Raw genomic sequence first — 19,592 nt, 5'->3', positions numbered from 1 at the left:
CAGACAGACAGACAGACAGACAGACAGACAGACAGACAGACAGACAGACAGACAGACAGATTAAATGGGCTGCCTGAAAAAGTTGTTTGGAAACAGTTAGGAGATGTGGGAGAAGTTCGTATGTGCAAACGTATTTTGAAAGGCCAAACTTCCAGTTTTGGTGATGTGCCTTTTTATAAAATCGGGACTTTTGGTAAGAACCCAAATTCCTATATTTCGAGAAAACTATTTGAAGAATATAAAGAAAAATATCATTATCCTAGGTTAGGTGAGGTTCTAATCTCAGCAAGCGGTACAATTGGAAGAACGGTTATCTTTGATGGACAAGATGCGTATTTTCAAGATAGCAACATCGTTTGGATTGAAAATGAAGAAAAGCAGGTCTTAAATAAATACCTATTTTATTTTTATCAGATTGCCAAATGGGATGTTGCCGAAGGTGGAACAATTCCACGTCTCTACAATGATAGTTTAAGAAAAATGTTAGTCCCCATCCCCCCGCTCGCTGAACAAGCCCGTATCGTCGCTATTCTCGACAAATTCGACACCCTGACCACTTCCCTTAGCGACGGCCTGCCGCGTGAAATCGCCCTGCGCCGTCAACAATATGAATATTACCGCGAACAACTGCTGAACTTTCCAAAAAGCCATTAAAGTAGGGTGGGCTTTAGCCCACCATGTGTTTGTGCCGATATATTGGCGGTGGGCTGAAACTCACCCTACATAACCATGCAAAATATATTTATGGGTTGCTGTTTATACGAATACTTTGCAGCAGGTTAAAATCCACCCCGCTTAAAAAACAAAAACGTGCGTTTGTAGGGTGGGCTTTAGCCCACCATGTGTTTATGCCAATATGTTTGCGGTGGGCTGAAGCCCACCCTACATAACCATGTAAAATATATTTATGGGTTGGTGTTTATACGAATACTTTACGGCAGGTTAAAACGCATCCTGCTTAAAAAACAAAAACGTGCGTTTGTAGGTGGGCTTTAGCCCACCATATGTTTACACGAAAGCTTGGCGATAGGTCAAAATCCATCCTGCATAAAATGCAAAATTGCACGTTTGTAGGGTGGGCTTCAGCCCACCATAAAGCATGTCAGGTAAATACATGGTGGGTTAAAACCCACCCTACGTGGCAATGTAAAATATACTTGCAGGGTGAACTTATATTCACCAATAAAAATAAAATGGCATAAAATGACAGAATAAAATCCATACACATTCAAAGGAGAAATGAAATGGCAGATTACCGACGAGCCTTCGTATGCGGCGGCTTGTATTTTTTTACTTTGGTACTGCAAGACCGCTCAAAAAGTTACTTGACGGATTATATTGATATTTTCCGTGCCGCATATAAAGAAACCATCGCCCGTTATCCCTTTGAAACGGTCGCCATTTGTATCTTGCCGGATCATGTCCATTTGCTGATACGCTTGCCGGAAGGAGAAGATGATTATCCGACGCGGATAGCATATTTAAAAACACAATTTTCCCGTAATCTGCCAGTACAAACCAGGAATCCTAATCAAAGCAAATTTAAGCGCAGGGAAACTGGTATTTGGCAACGACGTTATTGGGAGCATTTGATTCGGGATAATGCTGATCTGGCGAGACATATGGATTATGTTTATTACAACCCTGTCAAACATGGCTATGTAAGCATGGTACAAGAATGGCCATTCTCATCGTTTCATCGTGATGTAAAAGCAGGGTTGTATCCGTTAAATTGGGGCGTCAGCATTAGCGAAGCCGCTTGGGATTTATATGATGACTGAAGTAGGGTGGGCTTTAGCCCACCATAAAACATACTAGATAACCCATATGGTGGGCTAAAGCCCACCTACTTGATTTAACGCTACCTTATTTGGGAGAAATAACATGACTGAAACCACCAAACCCATCGCCGAGACCGATCATTTCATCGTCCTCGACAAATACGAAAAAATTGCGCAATCCGGCAATTATCAATCGGAAAAGCAGCTTGAAGAGGAATTGCTGGCCGATTTGCAACAGCAGGGCTATGAATACCGCCATGATTTGAACAGTCACAGTAAACTGCTGGCCAATCTGCGCGGGCAATTGCAGCGGCTGAATGGTGTCGTCTTCACCGATAGCGAATGGCAGCGTTTTTTAGTGGAATATCTGGATAAACCGGCGGACGGCATTATTGATAAAACCCGCAAAATCCAGGATAACCACATTTATGATTTCGCTTTTGATGATGGCCGTCTAAAGAATATTTATCTTGTTGATAAAAAGCAGCTTGCTCGCAATCAGGTGCAGGTTATCAACCAGTTTGAACAGACAGGGACACACGCCAACCGCTATGACGTGACCATACTGGTGAATGGCCTGCCGTTGGTGCATATCGAATTAAAGAAACGTGGCGTGGCGATTCGCGAGGCTTTTAATCAGGTACACCGTTATAGCAAGGAGAGTTTTAACAGCGACAATTCGCTCTTCAAGTTCCTGCAAATCTTCGTGATTTCCAACGGCACGGATACGCGCTATTTCGCCAATACCACCAAGCGCGATAAACACAGCTTTGATTTCACCATGAATTGGGCGAAGTCGGATAATTACCCCATCAAGGATTTGAAGGATTTCACCGCCACCTTTTTGCAAAAACACACCCTGCTCAGTGTCCTGCTGCGTTACAGTGTTTTTGACGTGAATAACACGCTGCTGATTATGCGTCCTTATCAGATTGCTGCCGTTGAGCGGATTTTGTGGAAGATTAACAGCTCGGCGCAGACCAAAAACTGGTGCAAGCCGGAAAGCGGCGGCTATATCTGGCACACCACCGGCAGCGGCAAAACCCTGACCAGCTTCAAGGCGGCGCGCCTCGCTACGGAGCTGGATTGCATCGATAAAGTGCTTTTTGTGGTGGACAGGAAAGATCTGGATTTCCAGACCATGAAGGAATATCAGCGTTTTTCGCCCGACAGCGTCAACGGCTCAAACAGCACGGCGGGGCTGAAACGCAATCTGGAAAATAGCGATAACAAAATCATCGTGACCACCATCCAGAAGCTGAATAATCTAATGAAAAGCGAAGACAGTCTGCCGGTATATCAAAAGCCGGTCATTTTTATCTTCGATAAATGCCACCGCTCACAATTCGGCGAGGCGCAAAAAAATCTGAAAAAGAAATTCAAGCAATTCTGCCAATTCGGTTTTACGGGCACGCCTATTTTTCCCGATAACGCCCTAGGAGCGGAGACGACAGCGGGTGTCTTTGGCCGCGAATTGCATTCCTATGTAATTACTGACGCCATCCGCGATGAAAAAGTGCTGAAATTCAAAGTGGATTACAACGACACACGCCCGCAATTCCAATCGCTGGAAAGCGAGCAGGATGAAAAGAAACTGACTGCTGCCGAAAACCGCCAGGCACTCTTGCATCCCGAACGCATCCGCAAAATCACCGAATATATCCTGCAACATTTCCGCGAAAAAACGCACCGCCTGAATGCGGGCGGCAAAGGCTTTAATGCCATGTTTGCGGTAAGCAGCATTGAGGCAGCCAAAAGTTATTATCAGGCATTCAAGGAACAGCAGGCAGGCAAGAATAATCCGCTGAAAGTCGCCACCATTTTTTCTTTTGCCGCTAATGAAGAGCAAAACGCTATTGGTGAAATCGTTGATGAAACCTTTGAGCCCACGGCGATGGAAAATAGCGCGAAAGAATTTTTGCAATCAGCCATTGAGGATTACAACGCCTGTTTCCACACCAGTTACAGCGTGGAAAGCAAGGCTTTTGAAAACTACTACAAGGATTTGGCCAAGCGGGTGAAAGGCAGGGACGGCGATGACAAACCGCTGCCCTATGCCGAGCGAGTGGATTTGCTGATTGTGGTCGGGATGTTCCTGACCGGCTTTGATGCGCCGGAACTCAATACCCTGTTTGTCGATAAAAACCTGCGTTATCACGGCCTGATTCAGGCGTTTTCCCGCACAAACCGCATTTTTAATGCCAGCAAAACCTTTGGCAATATCGTGACCTTTCGCGATTTGGAAGATGCGACGATTAAAGCCATTACCCTGTTCGGCGATAAAAACACCAAAAATGTGGTGCTGGAAAAAAGCTATCAGGAATATATGGAAGGCTATACCGATAATCTCACCGGCGAAGCACGGCGCGGCTATCTCGATGTGGTGCAGGAATTGCAGGATCGTTTCCCCGAACCCGATAAAATCGAAACGGAAAAGGATAAAAAAGATTTTGCCAAACTTTTTGGCGAATACCTGCGCGTGGAAAATATCTTGCAGAATTATGATGAATTTGCTGCTTTGCAGGCTTTGCAACAAATTGATACCGATGATGCGGTGGCCATGCAATCCTTGCAGGAAAAATATTATTTACAGGATGACGAACTGGCAAAAATGCAGGCGATCGCTATTCCCTCTGCGCGTCAGTTGCAAGATTACCGCTCCACCTATAACGATATCCGCGACTGGCTGCGGCAGAGCAAAGCGGGCGAAGCACAGGAAGCCTCCAAGCTGGATTGGGATGATGTGGTGTTTGAAATTGATTTGCTCAAATCGCAGGAAATTAGTCTGGATTACATCCTGGAATTGATTTTCGAGCGGAACAAGAAAGTCAAAAACAAAACGGAACTGGTGGAAGAAATCCGCCGCATCATCCGCGCCAGCATCGGTAACCGCGCCAAGGAAAGCCTGATCGTCGATTTCATCAACCAGACAGATTTAGATGATATTCCCAACGTGCCGGCCATTATTGAGGCTTTTTTTTCTTTCGCGCAGGAAGAACAACGGCGCGAAGCGGCGGAACTGATTGCCGCCGAGGGGTTGAATGAAGCCGCCGCGAAACGCTACCTCGCGATTTCGCTCAAACGCGGCTACGCCAGCGAAAACGGCACAGAATTGAGCGATGCCCTGCCGAAAATGAGCCCGCTCAACCCGCAGCATCTGGCGAAGAAACAAAGTGTCTTCCGGAAAATCGCCGCCTTTGTGGAAAAGTTCCTGGGAGTAGGCGGTGAATTATGATAACAAAATCAAGAAATAATCCATTGCAGGATGGGCTTCGCCCTCCTGCATACAGACGCTCCGGACAGGATTGAGACGGGGCGGGGCTGACGCCCTCCACCGCTCGCCGCCGACGCGAGCTTTACGCTGACGCAGAAAATCGTCAGCCGCGCCTGCGGCTTGCCGGAAAGCCGGGGCGTGCGCCCCGGCACCTACTGCGAACCGCAACTTCCCGAACCGCCTCGGCAAAGACGCAAACGTGTACCTCGCCCCGGCGGAACTGGTAGTGATCAGCGCCCGCCCGGACCGCCTGCCGACCATGGCGGAATACCGCGACGCCATCCGTGCCATCGCCCCGGCGGACGGCAAGGTGTACCGCTACCTCAACTTCAACAAAATCGAGGATTACAACGCGGTGGCAGCAACGGTGGGCATCTAGACGCCACAATAGAAAAAAATCCCGCTGCGACGGGATTTTTTTCTGGCCGGAACGGGCGGCGGGAATAGCAGTCGGGCGGCCGCCCTCTGCCCTTTTGCCGTCGCAGAATTCTCCTCCGTATGCGAAAAGGCAGACGCGCGGTCTGCCGTGGTGTGATTAACGGGGAAAGCGGTGTTATTGGCGGATGAGGTAGTCGAATGCCGACAGTGCCGCTTTCGCGCCTTCGCCCATCGCCACGATGATTTGTTTGTACGGCACGGTGGTCACGTCGCCTGCCGCGAAGATGCCCGGCACGTTGGTTTCGCCTTTGGCGTTGATGACGATTTCGCCGAAGCGGGTGCGCTCAACGGCGTCGCCGAGGAAGTCGCTGTTCGGCACCAACCCGATTTGCACGAAGACGCCTTGCAGTGGCAGGTCATGCACCGCGCCGTCGGTGCGGTCGGTGTAGCGGATGTAGCTCACTTTGCCGCCTTCGGTCGTGATTTCCTGCGCAGCAGCGTTGGTGATAACGCGGATGTTGTTGCGTTTGCCGAGTTGTTCGACCAGCACTTTGTCCGCTTTGAGTTCGGGCATGAATTCCATCAGGGTCACGCTGTTGACGATGCCCGCGAGATCCAGCGCGGCTTCGACGCCGGAGTTGCCGCCGCCGATGACGGCGATGTCTTTGTCTTTGAAGAAGGGGCCGTCGCAGTGCGGGCAGAAGGCGACGCCGTTGCCGATGTTTTCTTTTTCGCCGGGGATGCCGAGTTCGCGCCATTTGGCGCCGCTGGCGATGATGAGGGTGCGGGTTTCGATGGTCTCGCCGGTGTTGAGGGTGACGGTGTGGGTGCTGCCGGTGGTGACGCTTTTCACGCGCAGGTTTTCGCGGATGGTGATGGGGTAGGCGGCGAGGTGGCTGTGCAGTTTGCCCGCGAGTTCGGGGCCGGTGGTTTTCGGCACCGAGATGAGGTTTTCGATGTCCATGGTGTCTTTGACCTGGCCGCCGATGCGGTCGGCGACGAGGGTGACGCTGAGGCCTTTGCGCGCGGCGTAGATGGCGGCGGATGAACCTGCCGGACCACCGCCGATGACGACTACGTCTTGCAGCGGTAAGGCTTGCGCGGGCGCGGCGTTTTGCGCGAGCCCGGGCTGTTGTTCGAGTAGTTTTTCGACGAGGCGGGCGGTGTCAATTTTGCCGTTGGCAAAGCTTTTACCGTTGAGATAGACGGCGGGCACGCCCTGGATGTTGCGCGCTTCGATTTCCGCTTGGAAGAGGCCGCCGTCAATCATTTCGCTGCGGATGTGCGGGTTGAGCAGGGCGAACTGGTTGAGGGTCTGCACGACGTCCGGGCAGTTGTGGCAGGAAAGCGAGACGTAGGTGGTGAAGTGCAGCGGCCGCTCAATGCTGCGGATGAGCGCCCGGATGCTGTCGTCGAGTTTGAGCGCGCTGCCGCCCGCTTGCAGGATAGCAAGGATGAGCGAGGTGAATTCGTGGCCACCGGGGATGCCGGTGAAGATGATGCCGGTGTCGGTGCCGTCGGCGCGCAGGGTGAAGCTGATGGGGGTGGTGAGCGCGGGGTCGGCGGTCTCTTCAAGATGCAGGCGCGGCGAGGTAGAGGCGATTTGCGTGAGGAAGGTTTTGAGTTCGTCGCGTTTTTCGTGCGCGCCGGGGGCGAGGACGAGGGTGATGTCGCGGCTGAGGCGGTTCATGTGCTGGCGGACAGCGTCCAGCATGGCCTGGTCGAGTTGCATGGGATTCCTTGATGTTGGGGGGTCGTTTGGCGGTTGCCCGATATGGAAACAGCGCCCGCAGGCGCCGCTTCCCGGTTAAAACGGGCTGGCGGGCGAGCAGCGCACAACGCCGCAATGCGCCCGCCTGTGCCGTTTTTTCAAATCTTGCCGACGAGGTCGAGGCTGGGTTTCAGGGTCTCTTGTCCTGCTTCCCAAGCGGCCGGGCAGACTTCGCCGTCGTGCTGGGCGACGTATTGGGCGGCCTTGACTTTGCGCACCATGTCTTTGGCACTGCGGCCAATGCCGTTGTCGTGGATTTCGGCGACTTTGATCTTGCCTTCCGGGTCAACGAGGAAGGTGCCGCGATAGGCCAGCCCTTCTTCTTCGATCATCACGTCGAAGCCGCGCGCAAGCACGCCGGTCGGGTCGCCGAGCATCGGGTACTTGATGCCGCTGATGGCCGGGCTGTGGTCGTGCCAGGCTTTGTGGGTGAAATGGGTGTCGCAGGACACGGCATAGACTTCGACGCCGAGCGCTTGCAGTTCGTCATAGTGTTTGGCCATGTCTTCCAGTTCGGTCGGGCAGACGAAGGTGAAATCCGCCGGGTAGAAAAGGAAGATGGACCATTGGCCTTTGACGCTGTCGCTGCTGACGGTCTTGAACTCGCCGTTGTGGAAAGCCTGTACGGAAAAATCGGGGATGGTGCGGTTGATGATGGGCATAAAGAGACCTCGTTTCGTTGCATGATTGGTGCCGCCAATTGCGGCGGTGCGATGCATTATAGTTATCCGCAACCATTTGAAAAGACTTGCAGACTGCAATATTTACCTTTTATTTTTTTTATGTATAATCGCCCAACAATTTGTTTAGGTGAACATAGAATGATTACTTTACGCCAGATCCAGTTCGCGCTCGCCGTCGCCCGCAACAAACATTTCAAGCGCGCAGCCGAAGAGTGCAACATCTCCCAATCCGCCCTCTCGCTGGGCATCGCCGAAATGGAAAAAAACCTCGGTGTCATCGTCTTCGAGCGCAACAACAAGCAGGTCGTCATCACCCCCATCGGCGAAGAGCTGCTGCGCCGCGCCCAGCAAATCTATCTCGACGCGCAGCAACTCGTCGAGCAGGCACACGCCGGTCAGGACACCCTGCATTTCCCGATGGCCATCGGCTTCATCCCGACCATCGCCCCCTACCTGCTGCCGCAGGCGCTGCCCGTCGTGCACAAGGCCTACCCCAAATTCGAGCTGAACATCCGCGAAGACGTGAGTGAACGCCTCATCAGCGCCGTGCACAACGGCATGCTGGACGCCGCACTCATCGCCCTACCCTACGACACCCCCGGCCTCAACACCTTTGAAATCGGCAGCGAACGCTTCTACGTCGTCCTGCACCGCAACCACCCGCTCAGCGGACAGACCAAAATCACCGCCAGACAACTGCGCAACGAAGACAGCCTGCTGCTCCTCAGTAACGGGCACTGCCTCAAAGACCACATTGTGGAAATCTGCAAATTTCGCAACGACATCACGCACAGCTTCCGCGAAGCGAGCCTTAACACCCTCGTGCAAATGGTGGTGAACGACATGGGGCTGACCCTTGTCCCCGAAATGGCGCTGCCCTCGCTGCGCAACCAGCCGGACATCCGCACCATCCCGCTTGACGTGCCCGCGCCGCACCGCCGCCTCGCCCTCGTCACCCGCCCCAACTACCCGCGCACCAACGAACTCGAAGCCCTGATGGGGCTCTTCCGCGAAGCGCTGGACAACATCCGCGCCGACAACGGATGAACGCCTTGCACTGCCTGGCGGAAGCCTTCACCTGGCTTCTCCGCCCCGGTATCCGCCGCTACACCCTGCTGCCGCTTTGCGCCAACATCATCTTCTTCGGTGCCGGCAGCTACGCCGCCTGGCACTACGGCACCGCCTATATCGACCGCCTCCTGCCCGACTGGCTGGCGTGGCTGCACTGGCTGCTCTACCCGCTCCTCGTCCTCACCCTGCTCCTCCTTGCCTACACCACCTTCGCGCTGATGGCGAACCTCATCGCTGCCCCCTTCAACAGCCTGCTCGCCGCCGCCGTCGAAAAAGCCGAACGCGACGATCCCGCCCCGCCCGAGCTGCCGCTGTGGCGGGACATCCTTGCGGACATCATGCAGGAAATCCACAAAGCGCTGTACTTCCTCGCCCTCGCCGTCCCCACCCTTGTCCTTGCCCTCCTCCTGCCGCCGCTTGCCCCCGTCCTCTGGTTTGCCTACGCCGCCTGGTGCGCCGCGCTGCAATACCTCGACTACCCGATGGCGAACAACGGTATCCCCTTCCACGAAGAACGCCGCCTCCTGCGGCAACGACGCGGCGAAAGCCTTGCTTACGGCGGCGCGGTCAGCCTCATGACCACCGTCCCCGTGCTCAACCTCATCGCCATGCCGGTCGGCGTCATCGCCGCCACCCTCTACTGGGTGCGCCACCTGCGGCAGGAAAACTGAAAACACCCCCGCATGAACCCCCTGCCCCTCAGTCTCCGGATAGCCACACGCTACGGCCTACACTACTGGGCGAAGAAAAAACTCACCCGCCGGGAGGACGGTTAGCCGTTAGGGGAACCCCGCGATTGACGCCGCCTGGCGCCCGCTTCCGCCCCCCGTCGTATAATCCCCGCCAATCCCCTTCCCTGCCCCAATCCATGCGCGATTCCAAACCCGCCGCAAGCGGCGACCTTTTCCAGCTCGTCAGCGACTACCGGCCCTCCGGCGACCAGCCGACCGCCATCGCCCAACTCCTCGAAGGGCTGGAAGACGGCCTTGCCAAGCAGACCCTGCTTGGCGTGACCGGCTCTGGCAAAACCTTCACCATGGCGAACGTCATCGCCCGTGCGCAGCGCCCCGCGCTCATCCTCGCGCCGAACAAAACCCTCGCCGCCCAGCTCTACGGCGAAATGCGCGAATTCTTCCCGCACAACGCCGTTGAATACTTCGTTTCCTACTACGACTACTACCAGCCGGAAGCCTACGTCCCCGCTTCGGACACCTTCATCGAAAAAGACGCCTCCATCAACGAACACATCGAGCAGATGCGCCTTTCCGCGACCAAAGCCATCCTGGAACGGCGCGATACCATCATCGTCGCCTCCGTCTCCTCCATCTACGGCCTCGGCGACCCCAGCCAGTACCGGCAAATGCGCCTGCACCTCTCCAGAGGCGAACGCATTGACCCGCACGACGTACACGCCCACCTCGCCGAACTGCAATACACGCGCAACGACATCCAGCTTGCGCGTGGCACCTTCCGCAGCAAAGGCGACACCATCGACATCATGCCTGCCGAATCCGACTGGTACGCAGTGCGCATTGAACTCTTCGACGACACCATTGAAAACATCCGCTACTTCGACCCGCTCACGGGCGAAATGCTCGATCCCGTGCCGCGCGTGACCATCTACCCGAAAACCCACTACGCCACACCGCGCGACACCATCCTCGCCTCTATCGAACTCATCAAGGCAGAACTGCGCGAGCGCGTCGCCGCGCTTGTCGAGCAGAAAAAACTCGTCGAAGCGCAGCGCCTCGAACAGCGCACAAGATTCGACCTTGAAATGATGAACGAACTTGGCTACTGCTCCGGCATCGAAAACTACTCGCGCTACCTCTCCGGACGACAAGCGGGCGAACCGCCGCCGACCCTGCACGACTACCTGCCTGCTGACGCATTGCTGATGATTGACGAAAGCCACGTGACCATCCCGCAGCTAAACGGCATGTACCGGGGCGACCGCTCGCGCAAAGAAACCCTGGTGGATTACGGCTTTCGCCTGCCGTCTGCGCTCGATAACCGCCCACTGCGCTTTGAAGAATTTGAGGCCATTGCGCCGCAGACCATCTACATCTCGGCCACACCGGGCGACTACGAACGCGCACACAGCGGCCAGACCGTCGAACAAGTCGTGCGCCCGACCGGCCTGCTTGACCCCGAAGTCGAAATCCGCCCGGTCGAAAGCCAGGTTGAAGACGTGCTTGGCGAAATCCGCACCCGCGTCGCCGCCGACGAACGCGTCCTCATCACCACGCTGACCAAAAAAATGGCGGAAGACCTTACTGACTACCTGATGGAGCACGACGTGCGTGTACGCTACATCCACTCGGACGTTGGCACCGTCGAACGCATGGAAATCATCCGCGACCTGCGCCTCGGCACCTTCGACGTGCTGGTCGGCATCAACCTGCTGCGCGAAGGGCTGGACATGCCGGAAGTCTCGCTGGTCGCCATCTTCGATGCCGACAAAGAAGGCTTCCTGCGCGGCGAACGCGCCCTCATCCAGACCATCGGCCGCGCCGCGCGCAACGCCAAAGGCAAAGCCATCCTCTACGCGGCACACATCACCCGCTCCATGCAGGCGGCGATTGACGAAACCAATCGCCGCCGCGAAAAACAGCAGGCCTACAACACCGCGCACGGCATCACCCCGCAGACCATCCGCAAAAAAATCACCGACGTGATGGAAGGCGCACACGTCGCCATCAAAGCCAAAAAAGCACACCGCGAACGTGACAAAGAACCGATGCCCGCCGACCCGAAGGCTGCCGCCAAACTCATCAAACAGCTCGAAAAAGAAATGCTCGCCCACGCGAAAAACCTCGAATTTGAACAGGCCGCCGCCCTGCGCGACCGCATCAAGCACATCGAGCAGAGCGTGTACATCGAGCAGGCGTGACAACATGCACACCATTCCCTCCCTCTCTTTCTGAGCACTATGTCAAGCAAACCCTTCCTCAAATGGGCAGGCGGCAAGCACAAGCTTGTGCCCTTCCTCACCTCCCATCTGCCGCAGCAGCGCAGCGGACGACTCATCGAACCCTTTGCCGGTTCCGCCGCACTCACCCTCGCGACCGACTACGACGCCTACCTCATCAACGACACCAATCCTGACCTAATCACTCTTTACACCATCCTCAAACAGGAAAAACAGGGCTTTATTGACTATGCCCGCCACTACTTCATCCCGGATAACAACGAAGAAAGCCGCTACTACGCCCTGCGCGAGCAATTTAATGACAGCCACGATCCCGCTGAACGCGCCGCCCTCTTCATTTACCTCAACCGCCACGCTTTCAACGGCCTGTGCCGCTACAACGGCAAAGGCGGCTACAACGTCCCCTTTGGCCGTTACCGCGCGCCCTACTTCCCCGAAAAAGAAATGCAGGCCTACCTCGGCAAAGCCGGACGTATCGAACTCAGTTGCGGCGACTTCCGTGACGCCCTCGCCCAAGCGACGGATGATGACACCATCTACTGCGATCCGCCCTACGTTCCGCTCAGCGACACCGCCTCCTTCACCGCCTACCACAAAGACAGCTTCAACCATGACGAACAACAGCGTCTCGCTGACACTGCCCGCATCATCGCCCCGCGCACACGCGGCATCCTCATCTCCAACCACGACACCGCTTACACCCGTGCCCTCTACCACGATGCCCGTCTCGCGACCGTCCACGTCCAGCGCAATATCGCCGCAAGCGGCGCCAGCCGACAAAAAGTTGGGGAAATACTGGCCATCTATGCTCCCTGAAACTCTCACCCTCGCCGAAGAAGCGGCAGCCTACGGCAATCTGAACAAACAGTACGGCCCCGGCTACATCACCTACAACGCCGACGCCCTGCACCTCATGCGCCGCATCCTCGACAAACACCCACAGGGTCGCTTCGACATGATCTTTGTGGATCCGCCCTACTACCTGTCCAACGACGGCATCACCTGCCACAACGGCCAGGCCGTGTCCGTCAACAAAGGGAACTGGGACAAATCACGCGGCATCGCTGCCGACATGGAGGCCTACGAAGAATGGCTGCGCCTGTGCTATGCCCTGCTACGCCCCGATGCCACCATCTGGGTCTGCGGCACCCAGCACAACATCTACCTCATTGGCTATCTCATGCAGACCATCGGTTACCACATCCTGAACAACATCACCTGGGAAAAGCCCAATCCGCCGCCGAACCTGAGCTGCCGCTATTTCACCCACGCTACTGAAACCCTGCTCTGGGCAAAAAAACACAAAAAAGCGCGCCACACCTACCATTACGAGCTCATGCGCGCCGAAAACTACGGCAAACAAATGAAAAGCGTCTGGCGAATTGCCCCACCGCCACGCGCGGAAAAACAATACGGCAAACACCCGACACAAAAACCGCTGGCGCTCGTCGAGCGCTGCATCCGCGCCGCTAGCAACCCGGATGACCTCATCTTCGATCCCTTCATGGGCAGCGGCACTACCGGCGTCGCCGCCCTGCGCCACGGCCGCCGCTTCTGCGGTTGCGAGCGTGATTCCATCTACTACGAACTGGCTAACCAGAGGATAAAGCACCATGATTAAAGACGGCATCGGCGGGGCAAACACCCGCACCGGCCTGCAATTTGAAGCCAAAACCGACCTGCAACAACTCTTTACCGCCATTCCGGGCTACGAACTGCGCGAAACCGCTGATAACGCCGGATACGAAGTCTGGTTTGCCGGAAAACTGTTGGCTCACTGCTTCAAGAAGCGCGAGTTCTACCGTTTCCTGAAACGCTACCAAATCAACTGGCAAGACCACCTATCGAAGCGGCTGGAACCCGATAACGGTCTCTTTGTCATTGTGCGCGATACTCTGTTTATCATCGAAGTTAAATACCAAAAAGTTGAAGGCTCCGTTGACGAAAAACTGCAAACCTGCGATTTCAAGCGCAAGCAATACACCAAACTAGTACACACACTCGGTTGGCGGGTAGAATACGTTTACGTTCTGAATGCCGAATGGTTCGACAAACCCAAGTATCGCGATACATTGGATTACATCCACAGCGTCGGCTGCCATTATCTGTTTGACCAAATCCCCCTAAAATGGCTGGGACTGCCCGGCGGCACAACAGAGGATTAACCATGCCCATCCTCACCCTGCGCAACCGCGAACACCCCTTCCGCCTTTTCTTCCCGCTCGCCTGTCTCGGGGCCTGGGTCGCCCTCTTGCCGTGGCTGGCGCTGCTGCTCTTCGCCCCCGCGCGCGCCGCCGCTTTCCCGCTGCACTGGCATGCCTTTGCCTTTTTGAACCTCTGCGCCGGGGCGGGTTTCGCCGGCTTCCTCATGACCGCGCTGCCCGCCTGGACGGACGACCCCGCGCCGCGCCACGTCCACAGCACCATCCTGCTCGTCCTCTGGGCGGCCATCCTCACCGCCCTGCCCTACCCCGCCCCCGCCGCCTGGGCGGCCTGCGTTTTCTGGCTCTACCTCACCGCCTACACCGCCCGGCGCGTCATCCATAACCGCAACAGCCGCCTCATCAGCTTCATCCTCGTCCTCGCCATGCTCGCCGCCTGCGCCACCGCATACGGCTTGAAGCCCGACGGCGACATCCTGCACCGCATGGTGGACGTGATGCTGATTGCCGTGGCGCTGGTCAACTTCCGCGTCGGCCGCGCCATCGGCAATCAGGCGCTGGCAGACGGCGGCCACGGCGCGCTGACCTTCATGCCCAACCCCTACACCAAAAACATCAGCGCCCTCATGCTCGGCCTCTACGCCATCGTCGCCGCCTGCGGTGCCGCCGACCCCATCCAGGGCTGGCTGGCGCTCGCCACCGCCGCCGCCTTTGCCGCCCGCCTGCAAGAATGGCACAGCCTCATGCTGCTGCGCGCGCATTACGTCCGCGCCCATTACGCGGTCAGCCTGGCGCTGGTCGCGGGTTATGCCCTGCTCGGCATCGCGCAGCTCGGCCTGCCCGCGCTCTTCAGCCCGGTGCGGCACCTGCTCGCCATCACCGCCATGCTGGCGATGGTGCTGGTCATCATGAGCATCGCCGGTGTGCGCCACAGCGGGCTGGATTTGCGCTTCTATCCGGATACCCGCCTCGCGCTCGCCCTCATCCTCGCGGGCGGCATCAGCCGCTGCCTCGGCGCGCTGCTGCTGCCGAACCTCATCACCATCTACGCCATCCCCACCGCCTGCATCGCCGCCGCCTTCACCCTCTACGCCCTGCGCTACCTCGGCATTTTCCGCCGCACCGAACCGCGTTGACCGCCCATGCGCCGCCGCCAGCGGAGAGTGGGCTAACCAACCGCGACAGCAGAAAATCCCGGCAACGGCACCGCCTGGCGGCTTTCGTCCCGCTTCTTGTCATCCCATTTTTGCACGCCAATACCATGAACCCCACCCTGATCCGCGCCCATCTCGCCCTGCTCGCCGGCCTCCTCGTCCTCGCTGCCTGCGCCATTCTGCGCGCCGCCGACGGCGCCGGTCTGCCGCTGTTTGCCGCCTGCCTCACCCTGTGGGGCTGGACGGCGCATTACCGCCGCAGTGCCTGGACGGGGGCGAACCTCTTCCTCCTCACCTGGCTGGTCTTCCCGCTGCTGAAAATCATCGACCGCCACCTCATCCCCCGGCATGCGGATGCCCTGCTCGCCGCCATCGACCGCCATCTCTGGGGCGGGCGCATCCTGCCCGCCTACTTCCGCTACGAAGCGCACCCGCTGCTCACCGACCTGCTCGCCGCCTGCTATTTCAGCTTCTACGCCATCGTCCTCGGCAGCGTTTTTTACTACGCCTGCCGCCGCACCACGCCCGCCGCACGCCGCTACTTCAACGGCCTCATCTTCCTCTATCTGGCGGGCTTCCTCGGCTACTGCCTGCTGCCCGCCGCCGGGCCCGCCTTCACCACCCACCCCGACGGCGGCGCGGGCGGTCTCATCGCACCGACGCTTATCGCCATCATCAAGGGCGGCGTGACCGGCATGGATGTCTTCCCCAGCCTGCACACCGCCCTCACCCTCTACATCACGGCGTACTTGTGGCGCGACGGCAAACGCGCGGCGGCGCTCCTCTGCGCGCCGCTCACCGCCGGCACCATCACCGCCACCATCTTCCTGCGTTACCATTACGGCGTGGACGTGCTGGCGGGCATCCTGCTTGCCGTTCTCGCCCTGCGCGGCACATCCGCCCGCACACCGCGCAACGCTGCATAAACCATGCCGCAGCTGCGGCATCCCTTCGACAAACCGGCAACAGCCAGGGAAACCCCATGAAAAACGAACAAAAAGCACAAGCCATCACCTCCGCCATCACCAGCGCGATGGTCGAAGGCGACTACGCCCGCATCTACCAGCTGCTGCGCGAACTGGACGAAATCGCCCCCGCCAAAGCCGTCAACGCCCTCGCCGTCCTGCACGGCGTTCTCGGCGACAACCCGCAGGCCAAAGCGGAAATCTTCGACAAATTCATCCCCGGCGGCGCAGACGAGGACGACAAATTCAAAATCATGTTCAGCCCCTTCAATCCGGGCAAAGAATAACAGGCAAACCCGCCCGCTCGCCGCCTTGTCTCAGTCCTATTTGAAACGACGATAGTACGGCGCGGGTTTTTATGGGTGCCCGGTCAGGCGCGCCGACATCGCATCATTCCGCTGGAACGACTATACCCCGCCCGGCGGCGGCGCTTGTCCGGGGTGCCGTCGCCTCTGCGTGGCCGGGCTTCAGCCCGGCCTGCGTTTTTGCTTTCACCTTTGGTGCCGCCCGGTGTGTTTCAGCCGATGAGGAAGGACTGTTGCGCGAGTTGGGCGGCGGTGTCGAGATCGGCGAGGGCGGTTGTCGGGTAGTCGTTGGGCGTTGACGGGTGGGCGGCGCTGTCCGCCGTCGGGGCGGTGAGGAGGTCGTGCAGGCGGAGGGGGGCGCTGTCGTTGCCCGTCGTGCCGGAGTCCGGCCATGTTGCCGCCGCTGTTGCCGCGTCCGGACAGGCATCTGCCGCCGGCGCGGGGGCGTTTTTGTGCTGCGTCGGCGGCAGCGCGCTGTCGGCGAGGGTACCGATGCGGGTTTCGTGGTAGCCGTTGCGGTCGGTGTAGTCGGCTTTCACGGTGAGGATGTGGCTGCGCTCGCCGCTCTGCGGGGTGTAGTCGCGGCTTGTCGCGCCGTCGATGGCGATGCCGTCTTTGTACCATTGGTATTGCACGTTGTCGGGGACGCCGTCGGCGTCGTGCACATCGGCAGTCAGGGTGTCGCCGTCGTGGATGGCGACGCTGCCCGCGCGGTTCGGCGGGATGGTATCGATGAGGGCGACGGTGGCATCGCTGGTGAGGTTTTCGGCGTGGTGGGCGCTGTCGGTGTAGCTCACGCGGACGCTGATGTGTTTGCCGCTTGCGCTGCTGAGCGGGACGTAGCGGGCGTGCACGGTGCCGGGGATGGCCTCGCCGTCGGCCAGCCATTGGTAGTGGATGACGGGTTTGCCGTCGTATTGTTTTTCGTTGCGCCCCGCGCTGCCTGTCGGGATGCCGTCGGCGTCCTGCACATCGGCGTAGAGGGTGCGCCCGACTTCGGGGGCGATTTTTTTGCTGCCGCCCGCGCCGCCCGCCGCTTCTGCAAGGGTCGGCCAGTGTTCGGGGTGGTTCACGTCGAAGCCCGGCATGCCGTCGTGGCGGATGCGCAGGGTGATGCTGCCGCTGTGGTTCGGCAGGGGGTGGTCGGCGGCGGCGATGACGGCGGTCGGCGCGCTCACCGCATGGCCGCTATGAGTGCCGTAGTCGGTGAGGGTAACGCGGACGCTGAGGGTTTTGCCGAGGTCGGCATCGCTCGGGATGTATTGGTGTTTGCCGTCTGCTTGCCGCCCGGCGCTGTGCGGGATTTCGACGCCGTCGGCGTACCAGCGGTAGTACACGGCGTTTTCGTGGTAGCCGTTGCCGTCGTGGACGGCGGCGGTGAGGGTCGCGCCGACTTTGGCGCTGCCGCGAATGACGACAGTGGTGGGCTGATCGGCGGCGTAGCCGGTGAAGTTGAGGTGGTTGCGGGCTTCCACGTCGTTGTTGCCGTGCATGAGGTCGCTGATGCGGCCTTTGCCGCCAAGGGTGTTGTCGCGGACGGTAGCGTCGGGGGTGCGTTCGCCGATGAGGATGGTGTATTCGGGCGGGGCGCGGTCGCTCGTGATGTGGTTGCCGGTGACGACGGCACCGCTCGCGCCGCGCAGGATGATGCTGCCCCGGTTGTTGGTGAAGGTGTTGCCGTCGATGCGGATGTCGCTGATGACGCGTTGTTCTTCGGGGTTGAGGCCGAGCACGCTGAGGCCGGTGCGGCCGTTGTCGGCAAAGGTGTTGGCGCGGATGTCCATGTGGGTCACGCTTTGTCCCGCTTCGGGTTCGATGTCGATGCCCGCCTGCGGGTCGGTGCCTTTGCGACGCGGGTTGGCGGCGAGTTCGGTGGTGCTCGCGGTGCCGCTGCCGGTGTTTTGGAAGGTGCTGTGCAGGATGCGGATGTGGTCGCCGTCCATGATGGAGATACCCTGGCGGCGGTTGGCGTCGGCGGTGATGCCCTGGATGGCGATGTCGTCATTGCGCAGGCGCGGGTCGGCGTAGGTGTTGTCGATGCCGATGCCGTCGCCCCAGAAGTGGCGGATGGTGGTGCCCTCGACACTGATGTTGCGCGAGGAGAGGATGGTGATGCCGTTGCCCCATTCGCCTGTCGTGCCGTTGTGGGTGTAGCGCTCGCCGACGAGGGTGCCGCCGCGTATGTGCGCGTTTTCGACTTCGTAGAAGTTGAAGATGTCGTGATAGGGCTTGTCGTTGGCGTAGGCTTTGAGGACGGCGTCTGCCGCCATGTCCACGGTCACGTTGCTGCGCATTTTCAGCCCGGCGGGCAGTTGCCATTGCCCCGTGCTTGCGTCGGCGCGGATCATGTAGGTGCCGCCGGGGATGCGCACGGTGCCGCCGCCCGCGTGCCAGGCGGCATCGATGGCGGCCTGGATGGCGGCGGTGTCGTCCGCCGCCGCACTTTCGCCGTCATGACCGTTCGCGCCGAAGCGGGCATCGGTCACGTCGAAAACCAGCGGCGTTTTTGCGACGGGGATGTGGCTGACGTAGCCCGCCGTCGCCGCGTTGGCCGCTTCGCTGTGCGCGGCGTGGTCGGTGTAGGTGGCGCGCACGCTGATGCTGCGCCCGGTGTCGGCGGCGGTGAGGGTGTAACTCGCACCGGTCGCGCCCGCAACCGGTTGCCCGTCCGCCAGCCATTGATAGTGAACCTGGGCGGGGTCGTAACCGTCGCCGTCGCTGAGGTGGGCGGTAAGGGTACTGCCGACGCGCGCCTCGCCGCTGATGTCGACCGTGCCTGCATGGTTCGCCTGCGGCGCGGGGTTGACCGCTGCGCTGCGCGGGCTTTCGTCGTGTCCGGCATTGTCCCGATAGTCGGCGCGCGCACTGATGCGGTGTCCGGCGTCGGCGTCGGTGAGGGTGTAGGTTTTGCCGCTGCCGCCGCCGATGGGCCGGCCGTCGCGCAGCCATTGGTATTGCACGTTGCCGGGCACACCGTCGGCATCGCTGACGGTCGCGGTGAGCGTCGCCCCGACTTTCTCCTCGCCGCTGAGGGTGATAGTGCCTGCGTGATTGGGCTGGGGATTGGGCTGGGGATTGGGCTGGGGATTGGGCTGGGGATTGGGCTGGGGATTGGG

General features: G+C 58.7%; 16 protein-coding genes. 13 read left to right on the top strand and 3 right to left on the bottom strand.

Annotated elements, in window-relative coordinates; translation table 11 throughout:
• The 4 genes from Q0562_RS11090 to Q0562_RS11075 form a co-directional block, all read left to right on the top strand.
• On the top strand, nt 1-654 hold a 654-nt coding region (locus Q0562_RS11090; RefSeq protein ID WP_298644375.1), incomplete at its 5' end, for a restriction endonuclease subunit S.
• A gap of 590 nt (nt 655-1,244) precedes the next feature.
• Complete coding sequence (locus Q0562_RS11085) at nt 1,245-1,781, top strand: transposase (RefSeq protein WP_298644373.1); 537 nt, start codon at nt 1,245-1,247, stop codon at nt 1,779-1,781.
• Between the two features lie 103 nt (nt 1,782-1,884).
• Complete coding sequence (locus tag Q0562_RS11080; RefSeq protein WP_298644372.1) at nt 1,885-5,016, top strand: type I restriction endonuclease subunit R; 3,132 nt, start codon at nt 1,885-1,887, stop codon at nt 5,014-5,016.
• A gap of 238 nt (nt 5,017-5,254) precedes the next feature.
• Nucleotides 5,255-5,434 (top strand): hypothetical protein, encoded by a 180-nt coding sequence (locus Q0562_RS11075; protein ID WP_298644370.1) that lies wholly within the window; start codon nt 5,255-5,257, stop codon nt 5,432-5,434.
• A 174-nt stretch (nt 5,435-5,608) separates the two neighbouring features.
• Here Q0562_RS11075 and ahpF read toward each other — a convergent pair whose 3' ends face one another.
• Together ahpF and ahpC are read right to left on the bottom strand one after the other, a co-directional pair.
• The gene (gene ahpF / locus Q0562_RS11070) at nt 5,609-7,165 is read right to left on the bottom strand and encodes an alkyl hydroperoxide reductase subunit F (protein ID WP_298644368.1); all 1,557 of its coding nucleotides are present in this window, start codon (nt 7,163-7,165) and stop codon (nt 5,609-5,611) included.
• Nucleotides 7,166-7,302: 137 nt separating this feature from the next.
• Nucleotides 7,303-7,866 carry an alkyl hydroperoxide reductase subunit C gene (gene ahpC, locus Q0562_RS11065; RefSeq protein ID WP_298644366.1) on the bottom strand — a complete coding sequence of 188 codons (564 nt, stop codon included), beginning with the start codon at nt 7,864-7,866 and terminating at the stop codon, nt 7,303-7,305.
• A gap of 159 nt (nt 7,867-8,025) precedes the next feature.
• Between ahpC and Q0562_RS11060 the strand changes: the two genes are divergently transcribed.
• The 9 genes from Q0562_RS11060 (at nt 8,026) to Q0562_RS11020 (ending at nt 16,458) form a co-directional block, all read left to right on the top strand.
• On the top strand, nt 8,026-8,934 hold the full coding sequence (locus Q0562_RS11060) for a hydrogen peroxide-inducible genes activator (RefSeq protein WP_298644364.1): 909 nt from the start codon (nt 8,026-8,028) through the stop codon (nt 8,932-8,934).
• Nucleotides 8,931-9,629 (top strand): sulfate transporter CysZ, encoded by a 699-nt coding sequence (cysZ, locus tag Q0562_RS11055; RefSeq protein ID WP_298644363.1) that lies wholly within the window; start codon nt 8,931-8,933, stop codon nt 9,627-9,629. The genes Q0562_RS11060 and cysZ overlap by 4 nt, the downstream gene beginning before the upstream one ends.
• Before the next feature lie 197 nt (nt 9,630-9,826).
• Complete coding sequence (uvrB, locus tag Q0562_RS11050; protein WP_298644361.1) at nt 9,827-11,851, top strand: excinuclease ABC subunit UvrB; 2,025 nt, start codon at nt 9,827-9,829, stop codon at nt 11,849-11,851.
• Between the two features lie 39 nt (nt 11,852-11,890).
• Entirely contained in the window at nt 11,891-12,706 is an 816-nt protein-coding gene (locus Q0562_RS11045; RefSeq protein ID WP_298644359.1) for a Dam family site-specific DNA-(adenine-N6)-methyltransferase, read from the top strand.
• Nucleotides 12,696-13,511: a site-specific DNA-methyltransferase gene (locus tag Q0562_RS11040; RefSeq protein ID WP_298644357.1), complete on the top strand. Its 816-nt coding sequence runs from the start codon at nt 12,696-12,698 to the stop codon at nt 13,509-13,511. The genes Q0562_RS11045 and Q0562_RS11040 overlap by 11 nt, the downstream gene beginning before the upstream one ends.
• The gene (locus tag Q0562_RS11035) at nt 13,504-14,055 is read left to right on the top strand and encodes a hypothetical protein (protein WP_298644356.1); all 552 of its coding nucleotides are present in this window, start codon (nt 13,504-13,506) and stop codon (nt 14,053-14,055) included. The genes Q0562_RS11040 and Q0562_RS11035 overlap by 8 nt, the downstream gene beginning before the upstream one ends.
• Nucleotides 14,056-14,057: 2 nt before the next feature.
• The gene (locus Q0562_RS11030) at nt 14,058-15,188 is read left to right on the top strand and encodes an NnrS family protein (RefSeq protein ID WP_298644354.1); all 1,131 of its coding nucleotides are present in this window, start codon (nt 14,058-14,060) and stop codon (nt 15,186-15,188) included.
• Nucleotides 15,189-15,313: 125 nt separating this feature from the next.
• Nucleotides 15,314-16,132, top strand: a complete 819-nt coding sequence (locus Q0562_RS11025) for a phosphatase PAP2 family protein (protein WP_298644352.1) — start codon at nt 15,314-15,316, stop codon at nt 16,130-16,132.
• A gap of 56 nt (nt 16,133-16,188) precedes the next feature.
• The gene (locus Q0562_RS11020; RefSeq protein WP_298644350.1) at nt 16,189-16,458 is read left to right on the top strand and encodes a hypothetical protein; all 270 of its coding nucleotides are present in this window, start codon (nt 16,189-16,191) and stop codon (nt 16,456-16,458) included.
• A gap of 230 nt (nt 16,459-16,688) precedes the next feature.
• Here the strand turns inward: Q0562_RS11020 and Q0562_RS11015 are convergent.
• On the bottom strand, nt 16,689-19,592 hold a 2,904-nt coding region (locus Q0562_RS11015), incomplete at its 5' end, for a right-handed parallel beta-helix repeat-containing protein (protein ID WP_298644348.1).

The sequence above is a fragment of the uncultured Cardiobacterium sp. genome (assembly GCF_938028825.1).
Taxonomy (GTDB): Bacteria; Pseudomonadota; Gammaproteobacteria; order Cardiobacteriales; family Cardiobacteriaceae; genus Cardiobacterium.
This window is presented reverse-complemented; position numbering and strand designations above follow the sequence as displayed.